General features: G+C 62.0%; 23 protein-coding genes. 1 reads left to right on the plus strand and 22 read right to left on the minus strand.

Annotated features, from left to right (window positions below):
- Positions 1 to 19: 19 nt before the first annotated feature.
- From AC1DZ5_RS13980 to AC1DZ5_RS14000, 5 genes are all read right to left on the minus strand, one after another.
- A complete protein-coding gene (locus AC1DZ5_RS13980) occupies positions 20 to 1225 on the minus strand; it encodes a low temperature requirement protein A (RefSeq protein ID WP_477890014.1) in 1206 nt (401 codons plus the stop codon).
- 108 nt (positions 1226 to 1333) lie between these two features.
- Positions 1334 to 2029 (minus strand): type 1 glutamine amidotransferase domain-containing protein, encoded by a 696-nt coding sequence (locus AC1DZ5_RS13985; protein WP_477890016.1) that lies wholly within the window; start codon positions 2027 to 2029, stop codon positions 1334 to 1336.
- A 66-nt stretch (positions 2030 to 2095) separates the two neighbouring features.
- Positions 2096 to 2389 (minus strand): superoxide dismutase, encoded by a 294-nt coding sequence (locus AC1DZ5_RS13990; protein WP_477890018.1) that lies wholly within the window; start codon positions 2387 to 2389, stop codon positions 2096 to 2098.
- A gap of 40 nt (positions 2390 to 2429) precedes the next feature.
- The gene (locus AC1DZ5_RS13995) at positions 2430 to 2987 is read right to left on the minus strand and encodes a flavodoxin family protein (protein WP_477890020.1); all 558 of its coding nucleotides are present in this window, start codon (positions 2985 to 2987) and stop codon (positions 2430 to 2432) included.
- 37 nt (positions 2988 to 3024) lie between these two features.
- A complete protein-coding gene (locus AC1DZ5_RS14000) occupies positions 3025 to 4182 on the minus strand; it encodes an iron-containing alcohol dehydrogenase (RefSeq protein ID WP_477890022.1) in 1158 nt (385 codons plus the stop codon).
- A 208-nt stretch (positions 4183 to 4390) separates the two neighbouring features.
- Between AC1DZ5_RS14000 and AC1DZ5_RS14005 the strand changes: the two genes are divergently transcribed.
- A complete protein-coding gene (locus tag AC1DZ5_RS14005) occupies positions 4391 to 5347 on the plus strand; it encodes a LysR family transcriptional regulator (protein WP_477890443.1) in 957 nt (318 codons plus the stop codon).
- A 289-nt stretch (positions 5348 to 5636) separates the two neighbouring features.
- On the opposite strand, the gene AC1DZ5_RS14010 is transcribed toward AC1DZ5_RS14005, so the two are convergent.
- The 17 genes from AC1DZ5_RS14010 to AC1DZ5_RS14090 form a co-directional block, all read right to left on the minus strand.
- A complete protein-coding gene (locus tag AC1DZ5_RS14010) occupies positions 5637 to 6473 on the minus strand; it encodes a DMT family transporter (RefSeq protein WP_477890024.1) in 837 nt (278 codons plus the stop codon).
- Between the two features lie 63 nt (positions 6474 to 6536).
- The gene (locus AC1DZ5_RS14015) at positions 6537 to 7226 is read right to left on the minus strand and encodes a helix-turn-helix domain-containing protein (protein WP_477890026.1); all 690 of its coding nucleotides are present in this window, start codon (positions 7224 to 7226) and stop codon (positions 6537 to 6539) included.
- A 10-nt stretch (positions 7227 to 7236) separates the two neighbouring features.
- Positions 7237 to 8283 (minus strand): L-glyceraldehyde 3-phosphate reductase, encoded by a 1047-nt coding sequence (mgrA, locus tag AC1DZ5_RS14020; protein WP_477890028.1) that lies wholly within the window; start codon positions 8281 to 8283, stop codon positions 7237 to 7239.
- A gap of 77 nt (positions 8284 to 8360) precedes the next feature.
- On the minus strand, positions 8361 to 8690 hold the full coding sequence (locus tag AC1DZ5_RS14025; protein WP_477890030.1) for a DMT family transporter: 330 nt from the start codon (positions 8688 to 8690) through the stop codon (positions 8361 to 8363).
- Between the two features lie 18 nt (positions 8691 to 8708).
- Positions 8709 to 9767: an ABC transporter ATP-binding protein gene (locus AC1DZ5_RS14030; RefSeq protein WP_477890032.1), complete on the minus strand. Its 1059-nt coding sequence runs from the start codon at positions 9765 to 9767 to the stop codon at positions 8709 to 8711.
- Positions 9768 to 9786: 19 nt separating this feature from the next.
- Entirely contained in the window at positions 9787 to 10575 is a 789-nt protein-coding gene (locus tag AC1DZ5_RS14035) for an ABC transporter permease (protein ID WP_477890034.1), read from the minus strand.
- Positions 10572 to 11465 carry an ABC transporter permease gene (locus AC1DZ5_RS14040; RefSeq protein ID WP_477890037.1) on the minus strand — a complete coding sequence of 298 codons (894 nt, stop codon included), beginning with the start codon at positions 11463 to 11465 and terminating at the stop codon, positions 10572 to 10574. The genes AC1DZ5_RS14035 and AC1DZ5_RS14040 overlap by 4 nt, the downstream gene beginning before the upstream one ends.
- 89 nt (positions 11466 to 11554) lie before the next feature.
- Positions 11555 to 12667: an ABC transporter substrate-binding protein gene (locus AC1DZ5_RS14045; RefSeq protein WP_477890039.1), complete on the minus strand. Its 1113-nt coding sequence runs from the start codon at positions 12665 to 12667 to the stop codon at positions 11555 to 11557.
- A 174-nt stretch (positions 12668 to 12841) separates the two neighbouring features.
- Positions 12842 to 14512 (minus strand): choline dehydrogenase, encoded by a 1671-nt coding sequence (betA, locus tag AC1DZ5_RS14050; RefSeq protein ID WP_477890041.1) that lies wholly within the window; start codon positions 14510 to 14512, stop codon positions 12842 to 12844.
- Between the two features lie 19 nt (positions 14513 to 14531).
- Positions 14532 to 15992 carry a betaine-aldehyde dehydrogenase gene (gene betB, locus AC1DZ5_RS14055; RefSeq protein WP_477890043.1) on the minus strand — a complete coding sequence of 487 codons (1461 nt, stop codon included), beginning with the start codon at positions 15990 to 15992 and terminating at the stop codon, positions 14532 to 14534.
- Positions 15993 to 16013: 21 nt separating this feature from the next.
- Positions 16014 to 16874: a formyltetrahydrofolate deformylase gene (purU, locus tag AC1DZ5_RS14060; RefSeq protein ID WP_477890045.1), complete on the minus strand. Its 861-nt coding sequence runs from the start codon at positions 16872 to 16874 to the stop codon at positions 16014 to 16016.
- Positions 16875 to 16884: 10 nt separating this feature from the next.
- The gene (locus AC1DZ5_RS14065) at positions 16885 to 17826 is read right to left on the minus strand and encodes a choline ABC transporter substrate-binding protein (RefSeq protein ID WP_477890047.1); all 942 of its coding nucleotides are present in this window, start codon (positions 17824 to 17826) and stop codon (positions 16885 to 16887) included.
- A gap of 246 nt (positions 17827 to 18072) precedes the next feature.
- A complete protein-coding gene (locus AC1DZ5_RS14070; protein ID WP_477890049.1) occupies positions 18073 to 19158 on the minus strand; it encodes a GlxA family transcriptional regulator in 1086 nt (361 codons plus the stop codon).
- 28 nt (positions 19159 to 19186) lie between these two features.
- Positions 19187 to 20059, minus strand: coding sequence for an ABC transporter permease (locus tag AC1DZ5_RS14075; protein WP_477890051.1), 873 nt, complete (start codon positions 20057 to 20059; stop codon positions 19187 to 19189).
- Entirely contained in the window at positions 20052 to 21089 is a 1038-nt protein-coding gene (locus AC1DZ5_RS14080) for a quaternary amine ABC transporter ATP-binding protein (RefSeq protein ID WP_477890053.1), read from the minus strand. Before AC1DZ5_RS14080 ends, AC1DZ5_RS14075 begins: the two co-directional genes overlap by 8 nt.
- Positions 21090 to 21300: 211 nt before the next feature.
- Entirely contained in the window at positions 21301 to 22404 is a 1104-nt protein-coding gene (locus AC1DZ5_RS14085; RefSeq protein ID WP_477890056.1) for an FAD-binding oxidoreductase, read from the minus strand.
- Positions 22405 to 22450: 46 nt separating this feature from the next.
- On the minus strand, positions 22451 to 23707 hold the full coding sequence (locus tag AC1DZ5_RS14090; protein ID WP_477890058.1) for an aromatic ring-hydroxylating oxygenase subunit alpha: 1257 nt from the start codon (positions 23705 to 23707) through the stop codon (positions 22451 to 22453).
- Positions 23708 to 23726: the final 19 nt, after the last annotated feature.

Below are 23726 nucleotides of genomic sequence, written 5' to 3' on the forward strand. Positions count from 1 at the left end.
AGAGTGGTTAAGACAGTGGCTATGAGGTCTTGGCCTTCTGGCTGGCGGATTCCTGTACGGTGGTGGCGATTTCCTCCCACGCACCCACCCCCACCAGCACCGCCGTTGTTGCCAGGTGCACGGCCAGCAGCGGGATATCGCCCGCCAGTGCCAACCCAGTCAGTACGGCCAACGCGGCAAGACCAACGAGGTGTGAAAACGGTGGCCGATGCAACGGGTTCGATGCCCAGTTGAAGGCGGTCACACCAGCCAGGTAGAGCATGGGGCCACCAATGACGATGGCCTGGGCAGACCAGCCTTCAGGGCGACTATCTGCCAGCAGCAGAATGTCGGCGACTGCGACGACGATGATCCCGGCAACGATGGGTAGGTGTAGATAGGTATAGACCGTTCCCAGCTGGCCGGGCACATTGGAGTTGGCGATGCGGTGGTGGCCCTGCACGGCACCGCGATGAAAGTAGAGCCACCACATGGCCACCGTCCCCACAAAGCCGCTGGTGAAGCCGGCAGCCTTCGCGATACTCAGGTCGCCCTGCGAGAATGTGGCACCGGTAGAAAGCAGCGATTCGCCCAGTGCAATGATGACGAACAGCGCGCAGCGTTCCGACATGTGCCCGCCGTCGATATCCCAGTCGGCGGCGCTTGAGCGTCCGAGCCCAGGCACCCAGAAGTAAGCACCGGGGGAGATAATTTCGATGAGCAGCGCGGCAGACCACCACACCAGTCTCTGTTCCGGCTCCACCACCGCACCCACGATCCACAAAATTCCGGCCGAACCAAGCCACACCAGAATGCGCTGGAAGTTGCGCCGCAGGGCCAGCCGTTCATGGCGGACCGCCCACAGGAAAAACAGAGTGCGCCCCACCTGGATGCTCACATAGGCAACTGCAAACAACAGGCCGCGTTCACCGAATGCTTGCGGTATCGCAGCCGACATCAGAAGACCGGCCAGCATCCAAGCGAAGAGGGCTGCACGCACCGGTATTCGATCCGGTTCCAGCCAGTTGGTAACCCAGGAGGTGTATACCCACACCCACCACACTGCGGTCATCAGCAGTGCGACTGTAAAGACGCTTTGCGCACCATGGCCGTGCAGCAACATGTGCGACAGTTGCGTGATCGCGAAGACGAAGACCAGATCGAAGAACAACTCGACCATGGTGACGCGACCGCTGGCCTCGCCCTTGCGGTCACGCAGCAGTGAATGTGCAAATTTTGGATGCATGGTCAGCGCTCAGTTCTCCGGGTGGGTAGCATTGGTTGCAGCCTTTTCACGTCATTCGAGCAGTTACAAAGAGCCGTTCGAGCTTCATTTGCCGGGAGGTGCCATGCTTCAGCCCAGCAGTGCGTCACGCAAGACCTCACCCAGGCTGGCTGCGGATTGCGGGTTCTGGCCGGTGATGAGTCGACCATCGACTACCACGTTGTTGGTCCAGTTGGGCGTGTTCTGGTGATGGGCTCCGCGTTCATTGAGCGTGCTTGCCAGCAGGAAGGGCACGACGTCGGTGGATTGCACTTCCTCTTCCTCACCATTGGTGAAGGCTGCCACGCGCTTGCCAGCTACCAGCAGGCTACCGTCGGCACGACGCGCGTTGACCAGTGCTGCAGGGCCATGACAGACCGCCGAGATGATGCCACTCTCCGCATCAATTTCGCGGATGGCTTTCTGAGCAGCGGTGCTTTCTGGAAAGTCCCACATCGTGCCGTGGCCGCCCGCGAAAAAAATGGCGCTGTAGCGCGAAGGATCTACGTCGTCCAAGCACTGCGTGTGGGCAATGGCGTGGAGGTACTCAGCATCGGCCAAGTAGCGGGCGACCACCGGGTCTTTCAAATCCTCCATGCCATCGGGCGGCGCAGCGCCGCCTTTGGGCGAAGCGAATTCCACGCGGATCCCGGCTGCTTGCAGCTTTTCCAGCGGGTGGGTCACTTCGGCCACGTTGAAGCCGGTGGGGATGCCTGTGTCGCCTTTCACATGGGTGCTGGTGACGACGAAGAGGACGGGTTTGAGTTCTGACGCGTGTTTAGACATCGCTATCTCCTGAAAGATGTTGAAAAATGCCCCCAGAATTGATGCATTGCTCCGGGGGCTGGCCAATTACGATTTGGCGAACAGCAACTCCCAATTCAGGAAGGGGCCCAGCGGGATCACTTCCCAACCGATCAGTCCGGCCTTGGCAAGCGGGAACTGCATCAGCTCAGCCCGTGCGGCTTCCACCGAGTCGGCCTCGGCGATGATGGCCACGCCGGGGCGGTCTTGGCGGAAGTAGATGTCGCGTGTGAAGCCGCTCTTGTAGAGCTCCCAGCCGTGGAGGACTTCATCTTTCAAATGGGGGCCGTATTGCTCCAGAGAGGCACCGGGTTGGGGAATGTCGAGGCAAAGCAATTTCATGGTGTATTTCCTTTGGTTAGTGGTTGAGGGAATTTGTGTTTCAAGCCGATTGAGCATGCATGCGGCGCGCGGTTTGCGCGACGCGCTCGCCCAGGTAGGCGGCGGTCAGCAGGTCGCTTTCGGGCGGGGTGACTTCGGGGGAGGCATCGTCGGATTGCGCCATGGCACCCAGCCAGCCGCCGACCCGATTCATGTCGCTGCCGGACTTGCCCGGAAACAGATCCAGACCGACCCAGATCATTCCGTGCTGTGCCGCAAACAGCGTCATCGAGATGAGTGAATTGAGCTTGTCGCCGTGCAAGGCACCAGAGTTGGTGAACCCGGCAGCGATCTTGTTGCGCCACTTCTGAGGCATCCAGGCAGACTTGGTGGAGTCTTCCATGAACTGCTTGAATCTGGCGCTGACCAAGCCGTTGTAAGTCGGTGAGCCGAAGATGATGGCATCGCTGGCTTCCAGCGTGTCCCAGGGAATCGCGCCATCCGCCACGGCGATCAGTTTTGCTTCTGCGCCGGGAATGCGGCGCACGCCCTCTGCAACGGCCTGCGCCTGTTTGGCGGTGTGGCCGTAGCCACTGTCATAGATGATGGATACCTGCATGGATGTTCTCCAGATAAATCGGGTTGTAAGAAATGGCTCAAAGGCTTGCGGCGTAGACCTTGCGGCAAACGTCCTCGGTCACGTCCTGCCGCTCGCCCAGTTGGGTCATGCCATGCGCTTGCAGCGGTTGAAGCAGTCCGTCAATGGCGTCCGCAGTGATGCCGTACTCAGAGAGACGGGTCTTGACACCCAGGCTTTCGAAGAAACTGCGGGTCTTTGCGATGGCCTGGTCGATCCGCTCACCTTCACTGCCTGTGGTGATGCCCCACACGCGCTCGGCGTACTGGAGCAACTTGGCGTGTTTGCTATCGCGGCGCACGTGCAGCATGGACGGCAGCAATACAGCAAGGGTTTGCGCGTGATCCAGGCCGAACTGCGATGTCAGTTCATGGCCAACCAAGTGCGTCGCCCAGTCCTGCGGCACACCAGCGCCAATCAGGCCATTGAGCGCCATGGTGGCGGTCCACGACAGATTGGCCCGTGAGTCGTAGTCTGCAGGCCCGTTTACCACTTTGGGGCCGATCTCGATCAGCGTTTGCAGCAGGCCTTCGGCAAACCGGTCTTGCACGCGTGCGTCAACCGGATAAGTCAGGTACTGCTCGGCAATGTGGGTGAACGAATCCACCACGCCGTTGGCCAATTGGCGTGCGGGCAAGGTGTAAGTCTTTGTCGGGTCAAGAACCGAGAACTGAGGAAAGACCAACGGGCTTGCAAAGAATGCCTTGGTTTTGGTCGACTTGCGGGTAACCACCGCATTGAAGTTCATTTCTGAACCCGTTGCCGCCAAAGTCAGCACCGCGCCGAGCGGAAGAGCCTGGGTGACAGCCCCACCCATAGTCTCAAGAATTTGCCAGGGGTCACCTTCAAAATTGGCGGCGGCTGCGACGAACTTGGTGCCGTCAATGACAGAGCCGCCCCCGACAGCGAGCAGAAAGTCCACTTTTTCTGCGCGCACCAGCTCGACGGCCTTCATCAGGGTCTCGTAGCTGGGGTTGGGTTCGATGCCGCCGAACTCATGGCGCTGGCGCTGCCCGAGCGCCGCACGAACTTCGGACAAAGTGCCGTTCTTCTCGGCGCTTTGTCCGCCGTAAAGAACCAATACGCGGGCATCTTTTGGCACCAGCGTGTCGATACGGGAAATCGTGTCTTGGCCAAACACGATGCGGGTTGGATTCTGGAATTCAAAGTTCAACATCACACTACTCCTGGGTTTTGATGCAATCAGTTCATGCATTGAAAATTTCAACGAAACGAATGCTATTTCTCGCCGCTCGAAACCGGAAGATGCCCTATAGTTGAATGATTGATAACTTTGAGTTGACAATCTGCGGGTGCAAGGTGCGGCGTGGCCTTGTCAAAAAGGCCATTCGATGACCTTTGACTCCACTTGCAGAAGGGTATTTATGGATCCGTCACAACGCGTGCGCGCCATTCTTTCTTTTGTCCAAGCGGCAGATGCGGTCAGTTTTGCGGCAGCCGGGCGCGTGCTGGGGATCAGTTCGGCAGCGGTCAGCAAGAACGTGGCGAGTCTCGAACAGGCACTAGGGGTGCGCCTGATGAACCGAACCACAAGAACGCTCAGTCTCACCGATGAAGGCGCGGCTTTTCTCAAACAGGCCCGGATTGCGCTCGATGCCCTGGACTCAGCCGTGGATTCCGTCGCGACACAGCGGGGCGAAACGAGCGGCCATGTGCGCATATCAACCAGCGCCGGATTTGGGCGCGACCAGCTTTTGCCCGCACTACCGGGGCTGTTGACCCGCTATCCAGCCTTGACAGTTGAAGCGGACTTTGACGACCGTGTGATTGACCTGGTGGGTGAAGGCTACGACCTGGCCATCAGGGGAGGCCACATCGCCGATTCCGCATTGGTTTCGCGTCCGATCTGCCGCATGAATCTGGTGCTGGTCGCCTCACCTGAGTATTTGGCGCGAGAAGGCGTGCCGCGTACACCGCAGGAACTCAAACAGCACAAGCTGATCGTGCGGCGTTTTCTTGGCGGAAAGGTCTCCCCATGGAACTTCAGGGCGGCTGATGACAGCATCACCACGCTGGACATGGATGCTGCGGCAGTGACCTTGTCTGCCCCCGAGGCCATGGCGCAGGCAGCCAGTCTGGGCTTGGGAGTCGCTCAAGTGGGTGTCCACCATGCGTGGAGCGATCTGGCCTGCGGGAGGCTGAAGATTGTGCTGCTGGGTCTGCACGATCCGGGAAGCTACGAGATGGTGATGCAATTCCCACATCGCGCCTTGATGGCCCCCAGGGTCAGGGCCACGGTTGATTATCTTCATGCAGCATTTGCTCAGGATGAGGCTTTGCATGTGCCACTCAGCGCCTTGCGGGACTATGTCAGCGATTGATCCAGACGTGTGCAGGTTGTACTTTTTGCGATCAACCTATAGCTTTCTGGCGTTGAAAAAGGCGAACGGAAACATGCGTGATTGACGGTGCGTCGCGCCAGCACCCCCCAACGTAGGGGGGTGGTGGGCGTTCGACGTTGGCACCATGGCAGAATCCACTTTCCGCCCCGCCATCCATCTGCGCATCGCAGTCCTCCCGGTCAGAGGTAATGCTGGGTACTCCTGAATAGATAGCTGCATACGCATATTTCACAAGGACTAGCGCCACATTTCCCTCTGAATAGTTCGCCTATTTGCCAGCCCGTGAGCCCAGCACCGCAGCTCCCACAATCATGCTGGCCGCCAGCACCACTGAGGCGCTGGGCCATTCCCCGCGCAGCCACAGCAGTGCCAACGTCGACAGCAGCGGCGTGAGGAAGGACAGCACGCCAATCTGCCGCGGATCGCCACGCTTCAGTGCGGCGTCCCACAGGTAAAACGCGCCGCCCAACGGGCCCAGGCCCATGGCGGCCAAGAGCACCCAGTCATGTGCGCTCAAGTCCACCGGGGTTTCCAGCAGCGCATGGCACAGCAGCGAGAGCAGGCCCGACACGAGGCCGAATAGGCCGATAGCCGCGCTGGGGAAGGCTGGCACACGCCGCGTCAGCAGCGAGTAGCTGGCCCACACGAAGGCCGAAGCCAGCGCCGGCACATAGCCCCAGGCAAAGCCGCCCTGTAAGTCACGCCCGCCCACAATGGCCAGCGCCGCGCCGGTAAAGCCTAAGAGCGCAGCCGCAATGTGCAGGCCCTGCAGCCGCATGCCGGGCAGGAACAGCGGCGCCATCAGCACAATGCCCAGCGGCCACAGATAGTTCACCAGATTGGCTTGCACGGGCGGCGCATGGCGCAGCGCGATGAACAGCAGAAAGTGAAAGCCGAACAAGCCGTACACACCCAGCGCCAGCGTGGGTGCGGGCACCCGCCACTGCTGCACGCGGCCTTTGGAGAGGACGAGCCCGATGAGGCTGCCGATCAGCAGGCCGCAGCTGGTCAGTAAAAACGGGGGCACGTGGCCCAGAGAAACGCCCAGCGGGGCGAGCGAGCCCCAGAGGGCAATGGCGGCGAGGGCGAGGAGGGAGGCTTGCATGGCAGCAAGCTTAGCCGCAGGGGCTGTCGTGGGACGACGGTTTGCCGTCGCGCAACCACGGTCTCAGTGCCGCGTGTGCTGGCGCAGCGCAGCGGTCAGGGCCGAGGCGGACTGGTAGCCGCAGCGGCGCGCAATGTCTGCCATGGCCAGGCCCTGGGCACGCAATTGGCGGGCGCGCTGCAGGCGCAGGTCGCGCAGCCACTGCATGGGGCGCATGCCGGTTTCCTGTTGGCAGCGCACGGCAAATTGGGTAGGGCTTAAAAACACTTGTTGCGCCAGGTCGGCCACCGTCAGTGGGCTGTGCAATTGCTGCTGGCACCACGCGTTCAGGCCGCTCCAATCAATGCGGCGCTGGCTGCGGGTGGGCCGGGTTGTCTGTGCACGCCAGCAGTCCAGCAGCAACAGCGGGCCATAGTGTTGGGCCAGGCTGCTTGGTTGGGCCAAGGCCAGCTGCAGGTAGCGCGCCAGGGCCAACGCCGTGGCGGGTTGCACCGGTGTGCCCACCGCGGCCGCCCAGTCGGCTTCTGCCGTGTCCAGCACCAGGCAGCGTGCGTTGCCGTTAGCCTCAAAGTCATGCCGCTCGCCGGGCGCAATCACGCAGCCGCTGCCGGCCGCGATGCGTTGGCAGTGCCCCTGCACTTCCAGCTCCAGCGTGCCTTCCAGGCCCAGCAGCACTTGGAAATGGTCGTGCGCATGGCTGCCCGGTGACGGGCCGTACTGGCGCAGCGACAGGGAGCCATGGGCGGCGTGCATGGGGACTGCTTCAGGCCAGACGTTGGTCGGTGGATGGGCGCTTCCACAGGTTGATGCCACCGTCTACCGCGTGCTGGTCAATGGCGGCCAGTTCGTCGGCGCTGAACGTCAGGTTGCTCATGGCACCCACCAGGTCCACGATCTGTTCGGGCTTGCTCGCACCAATCAGCGCAGAGGTCACGCGTGCATCGCGCAGCACCCAGGCCGTGGCCATCTGCGCCAGGCTTTGGCCGCGGGCCAGGGCGATGTCGTTGAGCGCGCGCACATGCTTGAGGTTCTGCTCGCTCAGGTGATCCTTGTTGAACGATCCGCCGCCGGGGCGGTTGATGCGGGCGTCTGTTGGTACGCCATGGAGGTACTTGTTGGTCAGCAGGCCCTGGGCCAGCGCGCTGAAGGCGATGCAGCCCATGCCGGTATCAATCAGCGCGTCCAGCAGGTCTTCCTCGATCCAGCGGTTCATCAGGCTGTAGGAGGGCTGGTGGATCAGCATGGGCACGCCCATGCTCTTCAGGATGGCTGCGGCCTCGCGTGTTTTGGTGCCCGAGTAGCTGCTGATGCCGGCGTACAGCGCCTTGCCCTGCTGTACGGCGGTGGCTAGTGCGCCCATGGTTTCTTCAAGTGGAGTGTCGGGGTCAAAGCGGTGGCTGTAAAAGATGTCCACGTACTCCAGGTCCATGCGCTTCAAGCTCTGGTCCAGGCTGGCCAGCACGTACTTGCGCGAGCCGCCGCCCTGGCCGTAGGGGCCGGGCCACATGTCGTAGCCGGCCTTGCTGGAGATGATCAGCTCATCGCGGTAGGGCTTGAAGTCGCGGCGCAGGTGTTCGCCAAAGTTGGTTTCGGCGCTGCCGTAGGGCGGGCCGTAGTTGTTCGCCAGGTCGAAGTGGGTGATGCCTAAGTCAAAGGCCGTGCGCAGCATGTCACGCTGGGTCTGGAAGGGCGTGGCATCGCCGAAGTTGTGCCACAGGCCCAGGGAGACGGCGGGGAGTTTGAGGCCGCTTTTGCCGCAGGTGCGGTAGGGAACACGTCCGTCGTAACGGTCAGAGGCTGCGTGGTACATGGTGCGCTTCGCAAAAGGGTGAAACAAATGGGCTTGCCATTGTGTCCCTTTTTGGCAGCGCTGCACGCACCAGGGTTTCAGTGCGCTGCGACCTCGGAAAACAGGTTGATGACCAGCACGCCCGCCACGATGAGGCCGATGCCGATGACAGCAGCGGTGTCCATGGTCTGCTGGTACAGGAACCAGCTCACGACAGACACCAGCACCACACCGGTGCCAGACCAGATCGCATAGGCCACGCCCACCGGAATGCTGCGCAGGGTGAGTGACAGAAAGAAAAAGGCCAGGCCGTAGCCCACCACCACCAACGCGGATGGCTGCCAGCGCGTGAAGCCTTCCGTCGCTTTGAGTGCCGAGGTGGCGAACACCTCACAGGCGATGGCAATCGCCAGGTACAGCCAGTTCATGCGGGGGCCGCCCGGTGCTTACTGCAGCACCAGCAGGTTCTCGTGCGCGAAGCTCAGATTCACCGGCGTGCCGCGTTGCGGTAGCTGGCGGTTGGGGTCATTGAAGACGTCCAGCGACACCACCTGGTCGCCCGTGCGCGTGCGGATGCGCACGATGGAGCCCAGAAAGCTCACATCGTCCACCACCACCTGCAGGTTGTTTTTTCCGGCTTCAGGCGCGGCCAGGTTCACGGCCTCGGGGCGCAGGGCCAGCATGCAGGACTGGCCGACTTGCAGGCCGGTCAAGGGGTGGCTGCTGGTCAGCATCTGTTCACCCACGCGCAGGGTGCCGGCTTGTACATCGGCTACGGTGGCGTTCACCTGGTTCAGCGTGCCGATGAACGAGGCCACAAAGCGGGTGCGCGGAAAGTTGTAAATCTCCGACGGCGTGCCGGTCTGCTCCACACCACCTTCGTTGAGCACCACGATGCGGTCGGAGATGGACAGGGCCTCTTCCTGGTCATGCGTGACGAACACGGTGGTGATGTTCAGGGCCCGCTGCAAGGTGCGGATTTCTTCGCGCAAGGAGATGCGGATCTTGGCGTCCAGTGCCGACAGGGGTTCATCAAGCAGCAGTACTTTGGGCTTATTGGCAATGGCGCGGGCCAGCGCCACGCGCTGTTGCTGCCCGCCCGACATTTGCCAGGGGTAGCGGTCGGCCAGCTTCTCCAGCTTGATGAGCGCCAGCATTTCTTGCACGCGCGCGTCGATCTGCTCCTGCGGCATCTTGGCCACCTTCAGGCCAAAGCCGATGTTCTGCGCCACCGTCATGTTGGGGAACAGCGCGTAGGACTGGAACACCATGCCCACATTGCGCTGGCTGGTGCGCAGCTGGGTCACGTCCTGCCCATCGAACACGATGCTGCCCTTGGATGGTGACTCGAAGCCCGCCAGCATGCGCAGGATGGTGGTCTTGCCGCAGCCCGATGGGCCCAGAAAGGTGATGAACTCGCCTTTCTCGATGGAGATGGAAAAGTCTTTGACGGCCGTGTGGTTGCCGAAGTGTTTTTGCAGCTGGGAGATTTCCAGAAAAGCCATGTCGGAGTTCTCGTAAAAATTATTTTTGGGTGCGTGCCGCAGAGTTGCGACCGAAGACCTGGATCAGCCCCATCGAGGCCCAGGTCAGCAGGAAGGCAATCACCGCCAGTGCCGACGGCTCGTAGGCGCGGTTGGCGCCGATGAGCTGCAGGTAGGGGCCAAAGGCCGGGCGGTCCAACAGGCTGGCCATGGTGAATTCGCCGATAACGACTGCAAAGGTCAGGAATGCGCCGGACAGGATGGCCGAGGTGATGTTGGGAAAAATCACCTTGAACAGGATGGTGGCCGTGTTGGCGCCCAGCACCTCGGCCGCTTCGGTGAGCGTGCGGATGTCGATGGTGCGCAGTCCCGTGTCCACCGAACGGTACATGTACGGAAGCGATAGCGTCACATAGCTGCACATCAGCAGGAAGTCGGTCGCGCGCTCACTGCCGGTGAGGGGGATGATGGAGCTACTGTTGTACATGCGCAGGTAGCCGTACACGATCACGATGGCCGGGATGACCAGGGGCAAGAGCGTGATGAACTCCACCAGCGGGCGCAGCTTGGGCATGCGCAAATGCACCCAGTAGGCTGTGGGCACCACCAGCAACACGCCCACCACAATGGTGAGTACGGCCATCACGATGGAGTAGCCAAACGTGGTCTGGAACTGCGGATCGGCAAACACGACGCGGTAGGCATCGAAGCTGTATTCGCCGCGTCGCATGCGCAAGCTGAACTCGAAGGTGGCGATGAGCGGGATCAGGAAGTAGCTGGCACCGATGGCCATGGCGATCCAGGCGCCGAGACGGGACTGCCGGTTCATGTGCGGCTCCTCTCAGAATGGCTGCGCAGGACCATGTAGCCAGCATTGGCCAGGCCGGTGATCACGATCATGCCCAGCGCCATGGCGTAACCCAGGTTGGGGTTGTGCAGCACGTCACCGCGGATCTGCGCGTACAAAAGGATGGGGACGATATTGAGCGAGCTGCCGGTGAGGGCGTAGGCGGTGGCGACCGCACCGAAGGCATTGGCGAACAGCAGCAGCATGGCACCCACCATGCTGGGCCACAGCACTGGCAGAGCCACATAGCGCCAGTAGTGAAAAGCGGTGCCGCCCAGGCAGTCACAGGCCTCACGCCATTCCTTCTTCAGGCCTTCCAGCGCCGGCGTCACGATGAGCACCATGAGCGGAATCTGGAAATACAGGTAGGTGATGGCCAGGCCTACAAAGCTCAGGATGCTGAAGCCACTGGCATACAGGTTGACGTCCAGGTAGGTGCGCAGCAGCACCGTGACCAGGCCCATGCGCCCCAGGGTGGAGAGAAAGGCGAACGCCAGTGGCACGCCCGCAAAGTTGGAGGCCACACCGGAGAAGGTCATCAGGGTCGGACGTATCCATGCGGGCAGCTTGCCCATGACGGCGGCCCATGCGAGCACAAAGCCCAATAGGCCGCCGCCCAGGGCCGATGTGGCGCTGATCTTGAAGCTGATCCAGTAGGCCTCCAGCACATTGGCTTCCATCAACCCGCGCACGTTGGCGAGGGTGAAGTGGCCTTCGGCGTCCTGGAAGGCGCCAATCATCAGGTAGGCCGTGGGCAGGATGAGAAACATCAGCGCAAACAGCATGAAGGGCAGCACGCCCAGCAGGTTGAAGGAGGCTGGTTGGGCAGCGGCCGCTGGCGGCGCTTGGGAGGTGGTTGGGGTGACAGACATCGGCAATTCAGGCACAAGCGTTACCAAATAAAAACGGGCAGGACCGCGGTATGCAGTCTTGCCCGGTTAGCAATGTTCAAGCCAAAGACTTACTTGACGGTGGCTCCCACCACTTGGTCCCATTGCTTGGTGATGGTGTCCTTGGCAGCGTTTTGCTGTTCCAGGGTGGGGAACGCAGCTTTGGCGTATGCGGCGGCGGGTGGCAGCTTGTCCAAGGAGGCTTTGGTGAACTTGTTCTTGGCGACAAGGTCGTTGAAGCGGATCGGGTGGCAGTAGCCGTTCAACAATCCCTGCTGGCCTTCGTCAGAGTACAGATACTCCATCCACAGCTTGGCCGCGTTGGGGTGAGGGGCGTAGGCGCTGATAGCCTGCACATACACGCCGGCGACCACGCCGGTCTTGGGGACGACCACATCGACCTTGGGGTTGCCCTTCAGCGTGTCGCGGTCTGCCAGCGCGTTGTAGTCCCAGCGGATGATGATGGGGGTGGTGCCTTGGGTGAAGGAGGCGGCCTTGCCGATCACGGGCACAAAATTGCCCGCCTTGTTCAGGTCAGAGAAAAACTTCAAGCCACCTGCCGCGGCTTTGGAGGCATCACCACCGGAGGTGCCCAGGCCTGCGGCGTAAATGCCCTGGATGGCCTGGTTGGCGCTGCGTGGGTCACCGGCCAGGGCCACTGCATTTTTGTATTCGGGTTTGAGCAGGTCGGCCCAGTCGGCCGGCGCTTTGGAGACCAGGTCGGTGTTCACCTGGAAAGTCAGCACGCCGTAGTAGTCGCCGTACCAGTAGCCTTCAGGATCCTTGGCCGAATCGGGAATGGTGGCCCAGGTGGAGACCTTGTAGGGCTGGATCAGGCCGGCGGCCTTGGCAGCAGGCCCGAAAGACAGGCCCACGTCAATCGTGTCAGGGGCTTGGGGACCTTTGTTGTCCTTGTTGGCCTTGATGGCTTCGACTTCGTCGCCCGAGCCAGCATCAGGGTTCAGTTCATTGACCTTGATACCGTACTTGGCCTTGAACGCGTCAATGATGGGGCCGTAGCCGCACCAGTTGCGTGCCAGGGCAATCACGGTCAGTTGGCCTTCGGTCTTGGCCGCAGCAATCAATTCGGCAGACTGGGCGTGGGCGGCAGGTGCTGCGCATACGGCCAGAACGGCGGTGGTCAAGGCGCTGAGCGCGGGACGAACAGAAAAACGTGTTGACATAAAGTTCCCTATAAAAAAGAAAGCGTCGCCAGTGTTCAGGTTCCAAATGACAGTCCTGTGACGGATGCATGACGGCCTTAGCATCTTCCCTCTGAACCACCCTGCAGCGCAATTGCGCGTGTCGCAACTGAACTAGAAAGTGACGGTTTTTTGTTACTTGTGCCGCATCGCGCTTCAGCGCTGTTGCGTTTCGTACGCAGGGTGTATGAAAAACGGTGCCGGCGAGCGTGGCAATGCCGCTTTGTTGCGGATGGTGTCGGCCATTTTTTCGGCCAGCATGATGGTGGGCGCATTCAGATTGCCGCTCACCACATCGGGCATGAGGGACGCGTCCACCACGCGCAGGCCTGTGACCCCATGCACGCGCCCGCTGCCGTCGGTCACCGCCATCTCGTCGATCCCCATGCGGCAGGTGCAGGAGGGGTGCAGCGCACTCTCGGCGTGCTCGCGGATGTGGGCGTCTATCTCTGCATCCGTTTGCACCGTGTCTTTGGGCGACACGGCCTCGCCCCGAAATCGGTCAAAGGCCTTTTGGCTGAAGATTTCACGGGTCAGTCGGATGCCGGCCCGCATCTCTTTGCGGTCCTGCTCGGTGGCCATGTAATTGAACAGAATGCGCGGTGCTTCTTGGGGGTTGGCGCTCTTGATCTTGACGAAGCCGCGGCTGGTCGGGCGCATGGGCCCCACGTGCGCCTGGAAGCCGTGGAAGCTGGCCGGCGCGCTGCCGTCGTAGCTGATCGCCATGGGCAGAAAGTGGTACTGCAGGTCCGGGTGTTGGACGCCGGCTTCACTGCGGATAAAGCCGCCTGACTCAAAGTGGTTGGTCGCCCCCAGGCCCGTGCCCTTGAGCATCCACTCCAGCCCGATCTTGACCTTGGCGATCGGGTTCATCGCGCTGTACAGCGTGATGGGTTCTTTGCAGGCGTACTGCACATAAGTTTCCAGGTGGTCCTGCAGGTTCTCGCCCACGCCACGCAGCGGGGCGATCACGTGGATGCCCAATGCGCGCAATGCGTCCGGGTTGCCAATGCCGGAGAGCTGCAGCAGCTGTGGCGAATTGATGGCGCCGCCACACAGAATCACCTCACGGTTGGCCCGAATGGCGTCGGTACGGTGGCCGTTGACCACCTCCACCCCAGTGGCTTGGGGCGGGCTGGTGTCGGGTGCAAAGGTGACGCGGGCCACCAGCGCGCGGGTGCGCACCTGCAGGTTGGGGCGCTGCAGCGCGGGGCGCAGGTAGGCCATGGCGGTGCTCCAGCGGCGGCCCTTGTGCACCGTCATGTCCATGGGGCCCAGGCCTTCCTGGCGGTAGCCGTTCATGTCTTCGGTGCGTGCATAGCCGGCCTGCTGGCCCGCTTCGATGAAAGCGTTGTACAGCGGGTTTTTGCAGGCGCCGGTGGACACATGCAGAGGGCCGCTGTCGCCCCGATAATCGTCCCCGCCCTTGGCCCGCGTTTCGGCCTTGCGGAAGTAGGGCAGGCAGTCGGCATACGACCAGTTCTCCAGCCCGGCGTGGGACGCCCAGCCTTCATAGTCCATGGCGTGGCCGCGGATGTACACCATGCCGTTGATGGACGATGAGCCACCCAGCACCCGCCCGCGCGGGCAGTACATGATGCGCTGGTTCATGTACGGGTCGGGCTCGGAGTGGTAGTACCAGTTGTACTTGTCGTTGGCCAGCGGGTAGGCAAACGCCGAGGGCATGTGGATGAAGATGCTCTTGTCGCCGGGGCCGGCTTCGAGCAGCAGCACCGAAACGTCCGGGTCTTCGGTCAGGCGGTTGGCCAGCACACAGCCGGCAGAGCCGGCACCCACGATGATGTAGTCAAAAGTTTCTGTGCGCATGGCAAAGCGTGGCGAAGGGTTAGCGGTAGCCGCAGGCCACCTGGCCGAGTTCGACGTAAACCGTTTTGAGCTGGGTGTAGTGCTCCAGCGCGACCATGCTGTTCTCATGGCCGATGCCGGATTCACGGGCGCCGCCGAACGGCATTTCGATCGGCGTGATGTTGTAATTGTTGATCCAGCAGATGCCAGCCTTCAGGCCGGCCGCCATGCGGTGGCCGCGCGCGCTGTCGCGCGTGAACACACCGGCGGCCAGGCCGAAGCGGGTGTCATTGGCGCGGCGCAGCACTTCGGCCTCGTCGTCAAACGCCAGAATGGACATCACCGGTCCGAAGATCTCTTCCTGCACGATGCGCATGGCGTCGGTGCAATCGGCAAAGATGGTGGGGGCCACAAAGTAGCCGCCCTCCATGCCGGGCACGGCCACCGTGTGGCCACCGCACACCAGCGTGGCACCGTCATCCTTGCCGATCTGGATGTAGCCCATGACCTTGTCGCGGTGGGCGGCGGAGATCAGCGCGCCCACCTCGGTATCGGGGTGCATCGGATCGCCCACACGCAAGAGTGCGGTACGTTCTTTCAGGCGGGCAATGAAGCGGGGCAGGATGCTGCGCTGTACGAAGACGCGCGTGCCATTGGTGCAGATCTCGCCCTGGGTGTAGAAGTTCGCCATCATGGCGGCGGTGACGGCTTGTTCGAAGTCTGCGTCTTCAAACACCACGAGCGGTGACTTGCCACCCAGTTCCATGGTCACGCGTTTGAGGGTGTCTGCGGCGCTGGCCATGACGCGTTTGCCGGTGGGCACCGAGCCGGTCACGGACACCTTGGCCACATCGGGGTGTGCGGCTAACAGGGCGCCCGTGTTGCCACGCCCCTGCAGCACCTGGAACACGCCTGGCGGCACGCCGGCCTCCAGGTACACCTCGGCCAGCTTGAGCGCTGTCATCGGGGTCAGCTCCGAGGGCTTGAAAATCATGGCGTTGCCGGCGGCCAGCGCGGGGCCGGATTTCCAGCACGCGATCTGGATGGGGTAGTTCCAGGCACCGATGCCCACGCACACGCCCAGGGGCTCGCGGCGGGTGTAGGCAAAGGCGTTTTTGAGCGGGTACTGGGCACCGGCCAAAGTTGCGGCAGCGCCGGCAAAGTATTCGATGCAGTCCGCGCCACTGGCCACGTCAACCACCTGCGCCTCCTGCCAGGGCTTGCCGGTGTCCTGCACCTCCAGGGCGGCGAGTTCGTCGTTGCGCTCGCGCAGGATCTGCACCGCGCGCTGCAGGATGCGGCCGCGCTCCGTGCCGGTCATGGCCGACCAGACCGCAAAGCCACGCTGGGCTGCGGCCACCGCGGCATCCACATCGGCCTGCGTGCAGTCATGCACGCCCGCGATGAGCTGGCCCGTGGCCGGGTTCAGGGTATCAAAGCGCGCGCCGCTGCCATGCACAGCCTGGCCGTCGATAAAACTGGGAATGACAAGATCCGTCACAGGCGTCCTTTTGGCTGCGGCTCAGCGCAGCACCACCGTTTTTTTACCGTTGATGAACACCCGCCGGTCCAGCACAAAGCGCATGGCACGCGAGAGCACCAGACTCTCCACCAGCCGACCCGCCTGGGCCAGGTTCTGGGGGGTGTCTGCATGGTCTACGCGCTCGACGGATTGTTCGATGATAGGACCCTCGTCCAGGTCGGTGGTGGCAAAGTGGGCCGTGGCGCCAATGAGTTTGACGCCACGCTCGAACGCCTGCAGGTAGGGCTTGCCGCCCTTGAATCCGGGCAAGAACGAATGGTGGATGTTGATGACACGGCCATGCAGGCGGTGGCACAGGTCTTCGCTCAGCACCTGCATGTAGCGCGCCAAGACGACGAATTCGGCACCACTCGCGGTGATGATGTTTTCCAGTTGCGCTTCTTGCTGCGGCTTGGTGTCGGCGCTGATGGGCAGGTGGTGAAAAGGCAAACCCTCGGCATGGGCGATGCTGGCCAGGTCGGCATGGTTGGACACCACCGCCACGATGTCCATATTCAGTTCGCCCCGCCGCCATTGCGCAATCAGCTCGCGCAGGCAGTGGTCAAACTTGGAGACCATGATCAGCACCTTGGTGGGTACGGCCAGGTCGTGCACTTTCCACTGCGCATTCGGGAAGGTCGCGGCCAGCCCGGTGAGCGCTTGTTCGAGCACTTGTACCGGGCTGCGCAGGCTGAAAACACCGCGCACAAAAAACCGCTCCGTGGTGTGGTCGTCAAACACGGAGAACTGCTCGATGTAGGCACCATGCTCGTGCAGCAGGTTCGAGATGGCGGCCACCTGGCCGCGGGCGCTCCCGCAGGCGAGGTTCAGGCAGTAATGGGTGGCGGTGTCCAGGCTCATGCAGTCAGGCTCACTTCAGAGATGCCACGACGGCTGGCAATCCATCCTTGCCGTCGAAAGTCTTCACGCCCTTGAGCCAGCCTTCCAGCACGGCGGGGTTCTTCTTCAGGTAGTCCTTGGCAGCGGCATTGGGCTTGGCCTTGCCCATGATGGAGAGCATCACGCTGTTTTCCATGTCGGTGTTGAACTGCAGGTTTTTCAGCAGGGTCGCTACGTTGGGGCAGCGGGTTTCGTAGGCTGGTGGGATGGCGGTGAACACCTTGGCTTCGCCCAGGTTGGGGCCGAACACGGCGTCTCCACCCTCCAGGTATTTCATCTTCACCTGCACGTTCATGGGGTGGGGTTCCCAGCCCAGGAAGACGATGGGCTTGCTGCTTCGGGTCGAGCGCATGACTTCGGCCAGCATGCCGGCCTCGGACGACTCCACGATCTTGAAGCCCTTGAGGTTGAAGTCATTTTTCTTGATCATGTCGATGATCAGGGCGTTGCCGTCGTTGCCGGGTTCAATGCCGTAAATCTTGCCGTCCAGCTCTTTCTGGAATTTGGAGATGTCGGCAAAGGTCTTCAGGCCCTTGTCGTACAGGTAGGCAGGCACGGCCAGGGTGTACTTGGCACCGACCAGGTTGGGCTGGTCCAGCACCTTGATCTGACCGGCCTTGATGAAGGGCTCGATCATGGGCGTCATGCTGGGGTTCCAGTAGCCCAGGAAGGCGTCAATCTGCTTAGACTTGATGCCCGCAAAGGTGATCGGCACCGACGCAATGGTCACCGTGGGCTTGTAGCCCAGGCCTTCCAGCACCACCGAGGCCATGCCCGTGGTGGCTGCGATGTCGCTCCAGCCCACGTCGGCAAAACGCACCGGTTTGCAGCTGGCATCTTCTGCCTGGGCCAGCGGAGCGGAGAGGGAAAGTACAGCGGCTGTGCAAGCCAGCATCGAGAGGGTGAGCTTCATGACCAGTTCCAATCGTGTGAGGTGGGGGGGGGAGTGTCGAACTAAACGCCCTGTGACTTTGGCAGGTTGGCGGTGCCCAACTTTGCTCAGAACGACGTGAAATGGCTCCAGCGCGGCATGGGCCTTGAAAGAGATAATTTAAGAAAAAGTGCCGCTAACCCGCGCAGATATTGCGCAGAAAGCTATGAAATAAATAGCAAATGAAGGGACGCGGCAACGCCCGAAGCCCAGCGGGCCGGCACCGGCTCAGGCGTGGGCGCTGGCTTCGAAGCGGAGGGTGCTGGCCCGGCGGCGGGCGGTGTTGCGGGCCTCCGGCGCGGTCGCCTGGTTGCGGCGCTCTTCGCTGGGGGAATGCCCAAACAGGCTGCGGTAGGCCTTGCAAAAATGCGATGCGGACTGGAAGCCGCAGGCCACGGTGACCTGCATGATGGGCATGCTGCTGTGGGTCAGCAACTCTTGCGCACGGCGCAAGCGCAGGTTCATGTAGTACTGCGCGGGGTTCATGCTGAAGTAGCGGTGGAACAGCCGCTCCAGCTGGCGCAGAGACACGTGGATAACGGCGGCCAGCTCGGCCAGCGGCAGGGGCTCTTCAATGTTGGCGGCCATGATCTCGGCGGCCTCGGTCAGGTGCTGGTAGCCCGGGCCTATGCATTCGGGCTGGGGAATGCGTTGGCGGTCATTGCTGGCGCGCAGGCGCTCCACAATGAATTGTTCTGAAATGTCCATCACCAGCTTGGCGCCGTGGTGCGCGCGCACCAGGTGCAGCATCAGGTGCAGGGGCGCCGTGCCCCCCGAACAGGTGTAGCGGTCGCGGTCCAGCACAAACACTTCGGTGGAGAACTGCACGCGGGGAAACTCTTCGCTGATGGCGGCCAGGTTTTCCCAGTGGATGGCGCATTTGTAGCCATCCAGCAAACCGGCACTGGCCAGCGCAAACGAGCCGGTGCACAAGGAGCCCATGGCCGCGCCGCTGGCGGCGCATTGGTGCAGCAGCTGGCGGACTTTGTCGTCGGTGTTGGCGCGGATGTTCACGCCCCCGCACACAAACACCATGTCGCAGCCGGACAGCGCATCGGCACCGCAGCCCGACGCCATGCACAACCCGTTGCTGGCCACCGCGCCGGCCTGGTCGGTGCTGACCACCGACCAGCGGTACAGCGTGCTGCGGCTGATGTAGTTGGCCATGCGCAGGGTTTCGATGGCATTGGCGAACGCGATCATCGAGTAGTCCGGCATCAGGATGAAGCCGACGTGCGTGGGCGTGCCGTCGGCACGCGATGCATTCGCGCCCTGGGCTGCAGTCGAGTTCATGTCCTGGGGTGTCCGTTGCACGTGATGCTCCTGATCCGCTCTTTTGTTCTTAGCTGTCGTGGCTCTGGCGTGCCACGCCAAAGCTCTCCGTGATGCGGTCCAGAATAATAGCCAGCAAAACGACAGCAAGACCACTCTCAAACCCTAAGCCGATATCCAGCCGCTGGATGCTGGCCAGCACGTCGTTGCCCAGCCCACCGGCGCCCACCATGGAGGCAATGATCACCATGGACAGTGCCATCATGATGGTCTGGTTCACGCCGGCCATGATGGTCGGCATGGCAATGGGCAGTTGCACCTTGAAAAGCAGCTGGGCTGAGGTGCAGCCGAAGGCGTTGCCAGCTTCTACCTGTTCGGAACTTACCTGGCGGATGCCCAGGCTGGTGAGGCGTACCACGGGTGGCATGGCGAAGATCACGGTGGCAATCGTGCCCGGCACGCGCCCGAGCCCGAACAGCATGGCTGCGGGAATCAGGTACACAAAGGCGGGCATGGTTTGCATGAAGTCCAAAACAGGGCGAACGCTGGCGTTGACATGGTTGTTGCGGGCACACCAGATGCCCAGCGGAATCCCAAACAGCAAGCTGATCAGGGTGGCGGACAGGGTCAGCGCCAAGGTCACCATGGTCTGGGGCCAGAAGCCAGTCACCACAATCAGCATCAAAGCCAAAGCAACAAACAGGCCAAACCCCCAGCCCAGCCGCTTGACGCCCACAAAGGTGGCCACGGCGATGACCAGCCAGAAGGGAATGGCCAGCAAACCCTGCTCGATGGACTGGGCAAAGCCCTCCACCACGACGCCCACGGAATCGAACACCGATGCACCGTTATCGAGCAGCACCTTCACACCGGCGTTCACCCACTGCCCCAGCGGCAGCATGTCGTGAGAGGCTTCTGTTACTGTGGTCAAGAGATCAGACATGGCGGGCTTCCTGGGACATTTTGACAAGCAGGCTGCGCGCAGAGATGCAGCCCAGTAGGTGGTCCGCGGCGTCAAACACGCCGACGGGTTCGTCCAGGCCCATGACGATCTTCATGGCGTCTGGCAAGGGCGTGGACCAGGACAGGCGTGGCCCACCGTGGTACGAATGGCCGTTGAGGCTGCTGTCAAGCAGGTCGGCGGCGGTGAGGTAGCGTGAGGTGTCCACGCCCTCAAAGAACCTGCGCACATAGGCGTTGGCGGGTTGCGTGATGATTTGGTGCGCCGTGCCTTCCTGCACCAGCTGGCCGCCTTCCATGATGGCGATGCGGTTGCCGATGCGCAGGGCTTCTTCCAGGTCGTGCGAGACAAACAGGATGGTGCGTTTCTGCTCGCGCTGCAGCTCCAGCATCAGGGTCTGCATTTCTACGCGCTTGAGCGGGTCCAGAGCCGAGAAGGCCTCGTCCATCAACAGAATGTCGGGGTCCACGGCCAGCGCGCGGGCCAGGCCCACACGCTGTTGCATGCCGCCCGAGAGCTGGTGCGGGTACTTGGCGGCATAGGTGTGCAGGCCCACCTGGGCCAGCACCTCCATGGCGCGCTTCTCGCGTTCCTTGCGGTCGGTGCCCGCCATCTCCAGGCCAAAGGCGGCGTTGTCCAGCACGCTGCGGTGCGGCATCAGGGCGAAGGACTGGAACACCATGGCCACACGTTTGCGCCGCCATTTGACCAACTCTGGCTGGGGCAAGCGGGCAATGTTTTGCCCGTCGATGATGATCATGCCGTCGGTCGGTTCGACGAGACGGTTGATCAGCCGTATCAGTGTGGACTTGCCGGACCCCGACAAACCCATCAGCACATAGATCTCGCCCTGGTTGACATCGAAGCTGACGCGGTTGACGCCGACGACATGCCCCGTCTTGGCGAACACCTCATCCTTGCTGAAGCCTTCGTTCAACATGTTTTGCGCAGGTGCCGTGTTGTTGCCGAAGATTTTGTAAAGGTTTTTGACACTGATTTTCAGATCCGACATGGAGGTCTCCAAAGTTCATCGCGTGATGACAAAAAGTAGTTATGGTGTAAGCAAGGGGCGAGCCAGTTAGGTACTGGTCGTGGCACTGTTTTTTGCGCGCCAAGCCGCGCGCAGCAAGGCTTTTGCGCCATGCCAGGCGCAAAAGTTGTGGTGAAAAAAAGAGAGTGCATGGGGTGTTTCATCGGCGGTCTGGACATGCACTCCGTAGGGGTCAGCGGTCCAGTGCCACGTCGCTCAAGGGTTTGGAGCAGCAGGGCAGCATCCAGCCTTGGTCGATTTCCCGCTGGCGGATACCGCCCGCGTGCTGCATCTGTACCTTGCCCGACAGGCTGAGCGACTTGCAGGTGCCGCAGGCGCCGCTGCTGCACGACGATGGCAGGCGCACACCGGCCGCAAATGCGGCTTGCAAAATGGTCTGGTCTTCTGCACAACTAAAGCTTTGCGCGGTCTTCTTCAGGGTGATGGTGTGCAGCACCGCGCCACCAGGGGCGGCGTGGGCGGGTTCCGTGGCAATCGCTGCAGGGGCCACGGTTTCTTCAAACGAAAAACTTTCTTGGCGATAGCGCGCCATGTCAAACCCGGCTTGTTCCAGCAAGGTGCGCACAGCGCCCATGAATGGTGCTGGCCCGCAGGTGTAGACATCGCGTTGCATGAAGTCGGGCGCAATGTGCGCCAGGCGTGCGGCATCCATGCGGCCCAGGTGGCCTGCGTAGCTGCTGCCGGCGGTGTGCTGCTCACACACAATGGCTACGCGGAACTTCGGCATGTTGCGCGCCATCAGTGTCAGCTCTTCGGCAAACAGCACGTCGGCTGGTGTGCGGGCGCAGTGCACAAACACCACATCCGCGTCGCTGCCCAGGTCGTGCAGCGCACGCGCCATGGACATCAGCGGGGTGACACCGCTGCCGCCTGACATCAGCAGGTATTGCTTGGCGGTGGGGGGGAAGCAGCTGAAGTCGCCCGAGGGGCCCATCACGCCCAGTGCCATGCCCACGCGCAGGTGGTCGTGCAGCCAGTTGGACACCGCGCCGCCGGGCACCCGTTTGACCGTGATGCTGACCACGTCGGGCCGCGTGGGTGTCGAGGACAGGGTGTAGCAGCGGTTGATTTTCTGCCCTGCAATCTCCAGCTCCAGGGTGATGAACTGACCTGGGAGGTAGCGGAAGGTGCGCGGCGCATCGGCCGCCAGCACGAAGGTTTTGACGTCGTGCGTTTCCTGGCGGATGTGGATGCAGCGCAGGGTTTCGTCCCGGTCCGAAGACCAAGACGGAGATGCTACGCTGGCTAAGTCAGGAAGGTGGGCGGGAAAGCTCATGCGGTGGTGGTGGGCAATCGGTCAGTGAAGGGGCGGGGCAGGAGGATCAGCGGGTCAGCTCGCGCATGCGGCCCACGTACCAGTTGCAGAACTTCTCGACCAGCCCTTCGGTGAAGGGGGAGTAAGGGCCGGGCTCGTACGCGCCGTTGGCGACACCGATCTGCGACTCTTCCACTAGGCGGCGGTCCTGATCGTTCGTAGCATTCCACACGGCCGTCAGGTTGTCTACGGTGTAATCCACGCCCTCCACGGCATCTTTGTGCACGCACCAGGTGGTGCGCACCAGGGTCTTGCCGGCCGAGATGGGCAGCACCGAAAAGCTCACGATGTGGTCGCTCATGAAGTGGTGCCAGGAGTTGGGCTGGGTCCAGAACGACAGGCCACCCAGTGCGGGGTCCACAAAGTCTGCCAGCAGTTTTTTGGAGGCCACTTCGGTGTTCATGGTCTGCGACTGGCCCGCGCGGTCAATCGGCAGGCGCTGGGTGCGAAAGCCGGTGACGCGGTCATCCAGGGTGTCGATTTCTGCCGAGGGCAGACCCATGCTTTCCCAGCGCGCATGGTTGGCGGCAGTGACATCCTTGAAGCGCTGCAGGCCGGCGGCATTTTGCGCATCGGGCTTGTAGCCAAAACCGTACTCGTAGAGGGAGATGGTCAGTTCCGGGTGGTTGCTCACGCAGTGGTAGCACTCCCGGTTGTTCTCCATGGTGAGCTTCCAGTTGCAGTCTTCGATGATGTCAACCTGCGCTGCCACCTTGCAATCGGCCAGACGGTGCGGCGCGATGTAAGGCGTCATCTCCTGCGCCATTTGCTCGAAGTCTTCTGGCGGGTTCTCGGCCAGGCAGATGAAGATCAGTCCGCCCAGGCTGCGCACATGCACGGCCTTCAGGCCGGAGGTGGAGGGGTCGAAGTCATCGCCCATGTGTTTGGCGTGGAGCAGCTTGCCGCTGAGGTCATAGGTCCACTGGTGGTAGGGGCAGACGATGTTGCCCACCGAGCCCCGCTGGCTGGCGCACAGCCGCGAGCCACGGTGGCGGCAGACGTTGTGGAAGGCTTTGACCTGCATGTCGTCATCGCGCACGATGAGAATGGAGTTATTGCCAAAATCCACCGTGATGTAGTCGCCAGCTTCGGGAATCTGGGGCTCCACGGCCACAAAGATCCAGTGCTTGCCAAAGATGTGTTCCATGTCGGCCGCGAGGATGGACTCGCTCAGGTAGAACGGCGCTTCCAGGCTGTAGCCGGGGCGGCGGCGCGCTAGCAACTCGCGGGTTAACAGGGTTTGGGCGGAAATGGTGGCGTGCATGGTGTACCTCTTGTACCTT

The organism is Rhodoferax sp. P1_F3, assembly GCF_056405715.1.

Excerpts from the sequence above, each read along its gene's own strand:
- AC1DZ5_RS13980 (WP_477890014.1), bottom strand. The coding sequence starts at position 1,225 with ATGCATCCAAAATTTGCACATTCACTGCTGCGTGACCGCAAGGGCGAG.
- AC1DZ5_RS13985 (WP_477890016.1), bottom strand. The coding sequence starts at position 2,029 with ATGTCTAAACACGCGTCAGAACTCAAACCCGTCCTCTTCGTCGTCACC.
- AC1DZ5_RS13990 (WP_477890018.1), bottom strand. The coding sequence starts at position 2,389 with ATGAAATTGCTTTGCCTCGACATTCCCCAACCCGGTGCCTCTCTGGAG.
- AC1DZ5_RS13995 (WP_477890020.1), bottom strand. The coding sequence starts at position 2,987 with ATGCAGGTATCCATCATCTATGACAGTGGCTACGGCCACACCGCCAAA.
- AC1DZ5_RS14000 (WP_477890022.1), bottom strand. The coding sequence starts at position 4,182 with ATGTTGAACTTTGAATTCCAGAATCCAACCCGCATCGTGTTTGGCCAA.
- AC1DZ5_RS14005 (WP_477890443.1), top strand. The coding sequence starts at position 4,391 with ATGGATCCGTCACAACGCGTGCGCGCCATTCTTTCTTTTGTCCAAGCG.
- AC1DZ5_RS14010 (WP_477890024.1), bottom strand. The coding sequence starts at position 6,473 with ATGCAAGCCTCCCTCCTCGCCCTCGCCGCCATTGCCCTCTGGGGCTCG.
- AC1DZ5_RS14015 (WP_477890026.1), bottom strand. The coding sequence starts at position 7,226 with ATGCACGCCGCCCATGGCTCCCTGTCGCTGCGCCAGTACGGCCCGTCA.
- mgrA (WP_477890028.1), bottom strand. The coding sequence starts at position 8,283 with ATGTACCACGCAGCCTCTGACCGTTACGACGGACGTGTTCCCTACCGC.
- AC1DZ5_RS14025 (WP_477890030.1), bottom strand. The coding sequence starts at position 8,690 with ATGAACTGGCTGTACCTGGCGATTGCCATCGCCTGTGAGGTGTTCGCC.
- AC1DZ5_RS14030 (WP_477890032.1), bottom strand. The coding sequence starts at position 9,767 with ATGGCTTTTCTGGAAATCTCCCAGCTGCAAAAACACTTCGGCAACCAC.
- AC1DZ5_RS14035 (WP_477890034.1), bottom strand. The coding sequence starts at position 10,575 with ATGAACCGGCAGTCCCGTCTCGGCGCCTGGATCGCCATGGCCATCGGT.
- AC1DZ5_RS14040 (WP_477890037.1), bottom strand. The coding sequence starts at position 11,465 with ATGTCTGTCACCCCAACCACCTCCCAAGCGCCGCCAGCGGCCGCTGCC.
- AC1DZ5_RS14045 (WP_477890039.1), bottom strand. The coding sequence starts at position 12,667 with ATGTCAACACGTTTTTCTGTTCGTCCCGCGCTCAGCGCCTTGACCACC.
- betA (WP_477890041.1), bottom strand. The coding sequence starts at position 14,512 with ATGCGCACAGAAACTTTTGACTACATCATCGTGGGTGCCGGCTCTGCC.
- purU (WP_477890045.1), bottom strand. The coding sequence starts at position 16,874 with ATGAGCCTGGACACCGCCACCCATTACTGCCTGAACCTCGCCTGCGGG.
- AC1DZ5_RS14065 (WP_477890047.1), bottom strand. The coding sequence starts at position 17,826 with ATGAAGCTCACCCTCTCGATGCTGGCTTGCACAGCCGCTGTACTTTCC.
- AC1DZ5_RS14075 (WP_477890051.1), bottom strand. The coding sequence starts at position 20,059 with ATGTCTGATCTCTTGACCACAGTAACAGAAGCCTCTCACGACATGCTG.
- AC1DZ5_RS14080 (WP_477890053.1), bottom strand. The coding sequence starts at position 21,089 with ATGTCGGATCTGAAAATCAGTGTCAAAAACCTTTACAAAATCTTCGGC.
- AC1DZ5_RS14085 (WP_477890056.1), bottom strand. The coding sequence starts at position 22,404 with ATGAGCTTTCCCGCCCACCTTCCTGACTTAGCCAGCGTAGCATCTCCG.
- AC1DZ5_RS14090 (WP_477890058.1), bottom strand. The coding sequence starts at position 23,707 with ATGCACGCCACCATTTCCGCCCAAACCCTGTTAACCCGCGAGTTGCTA.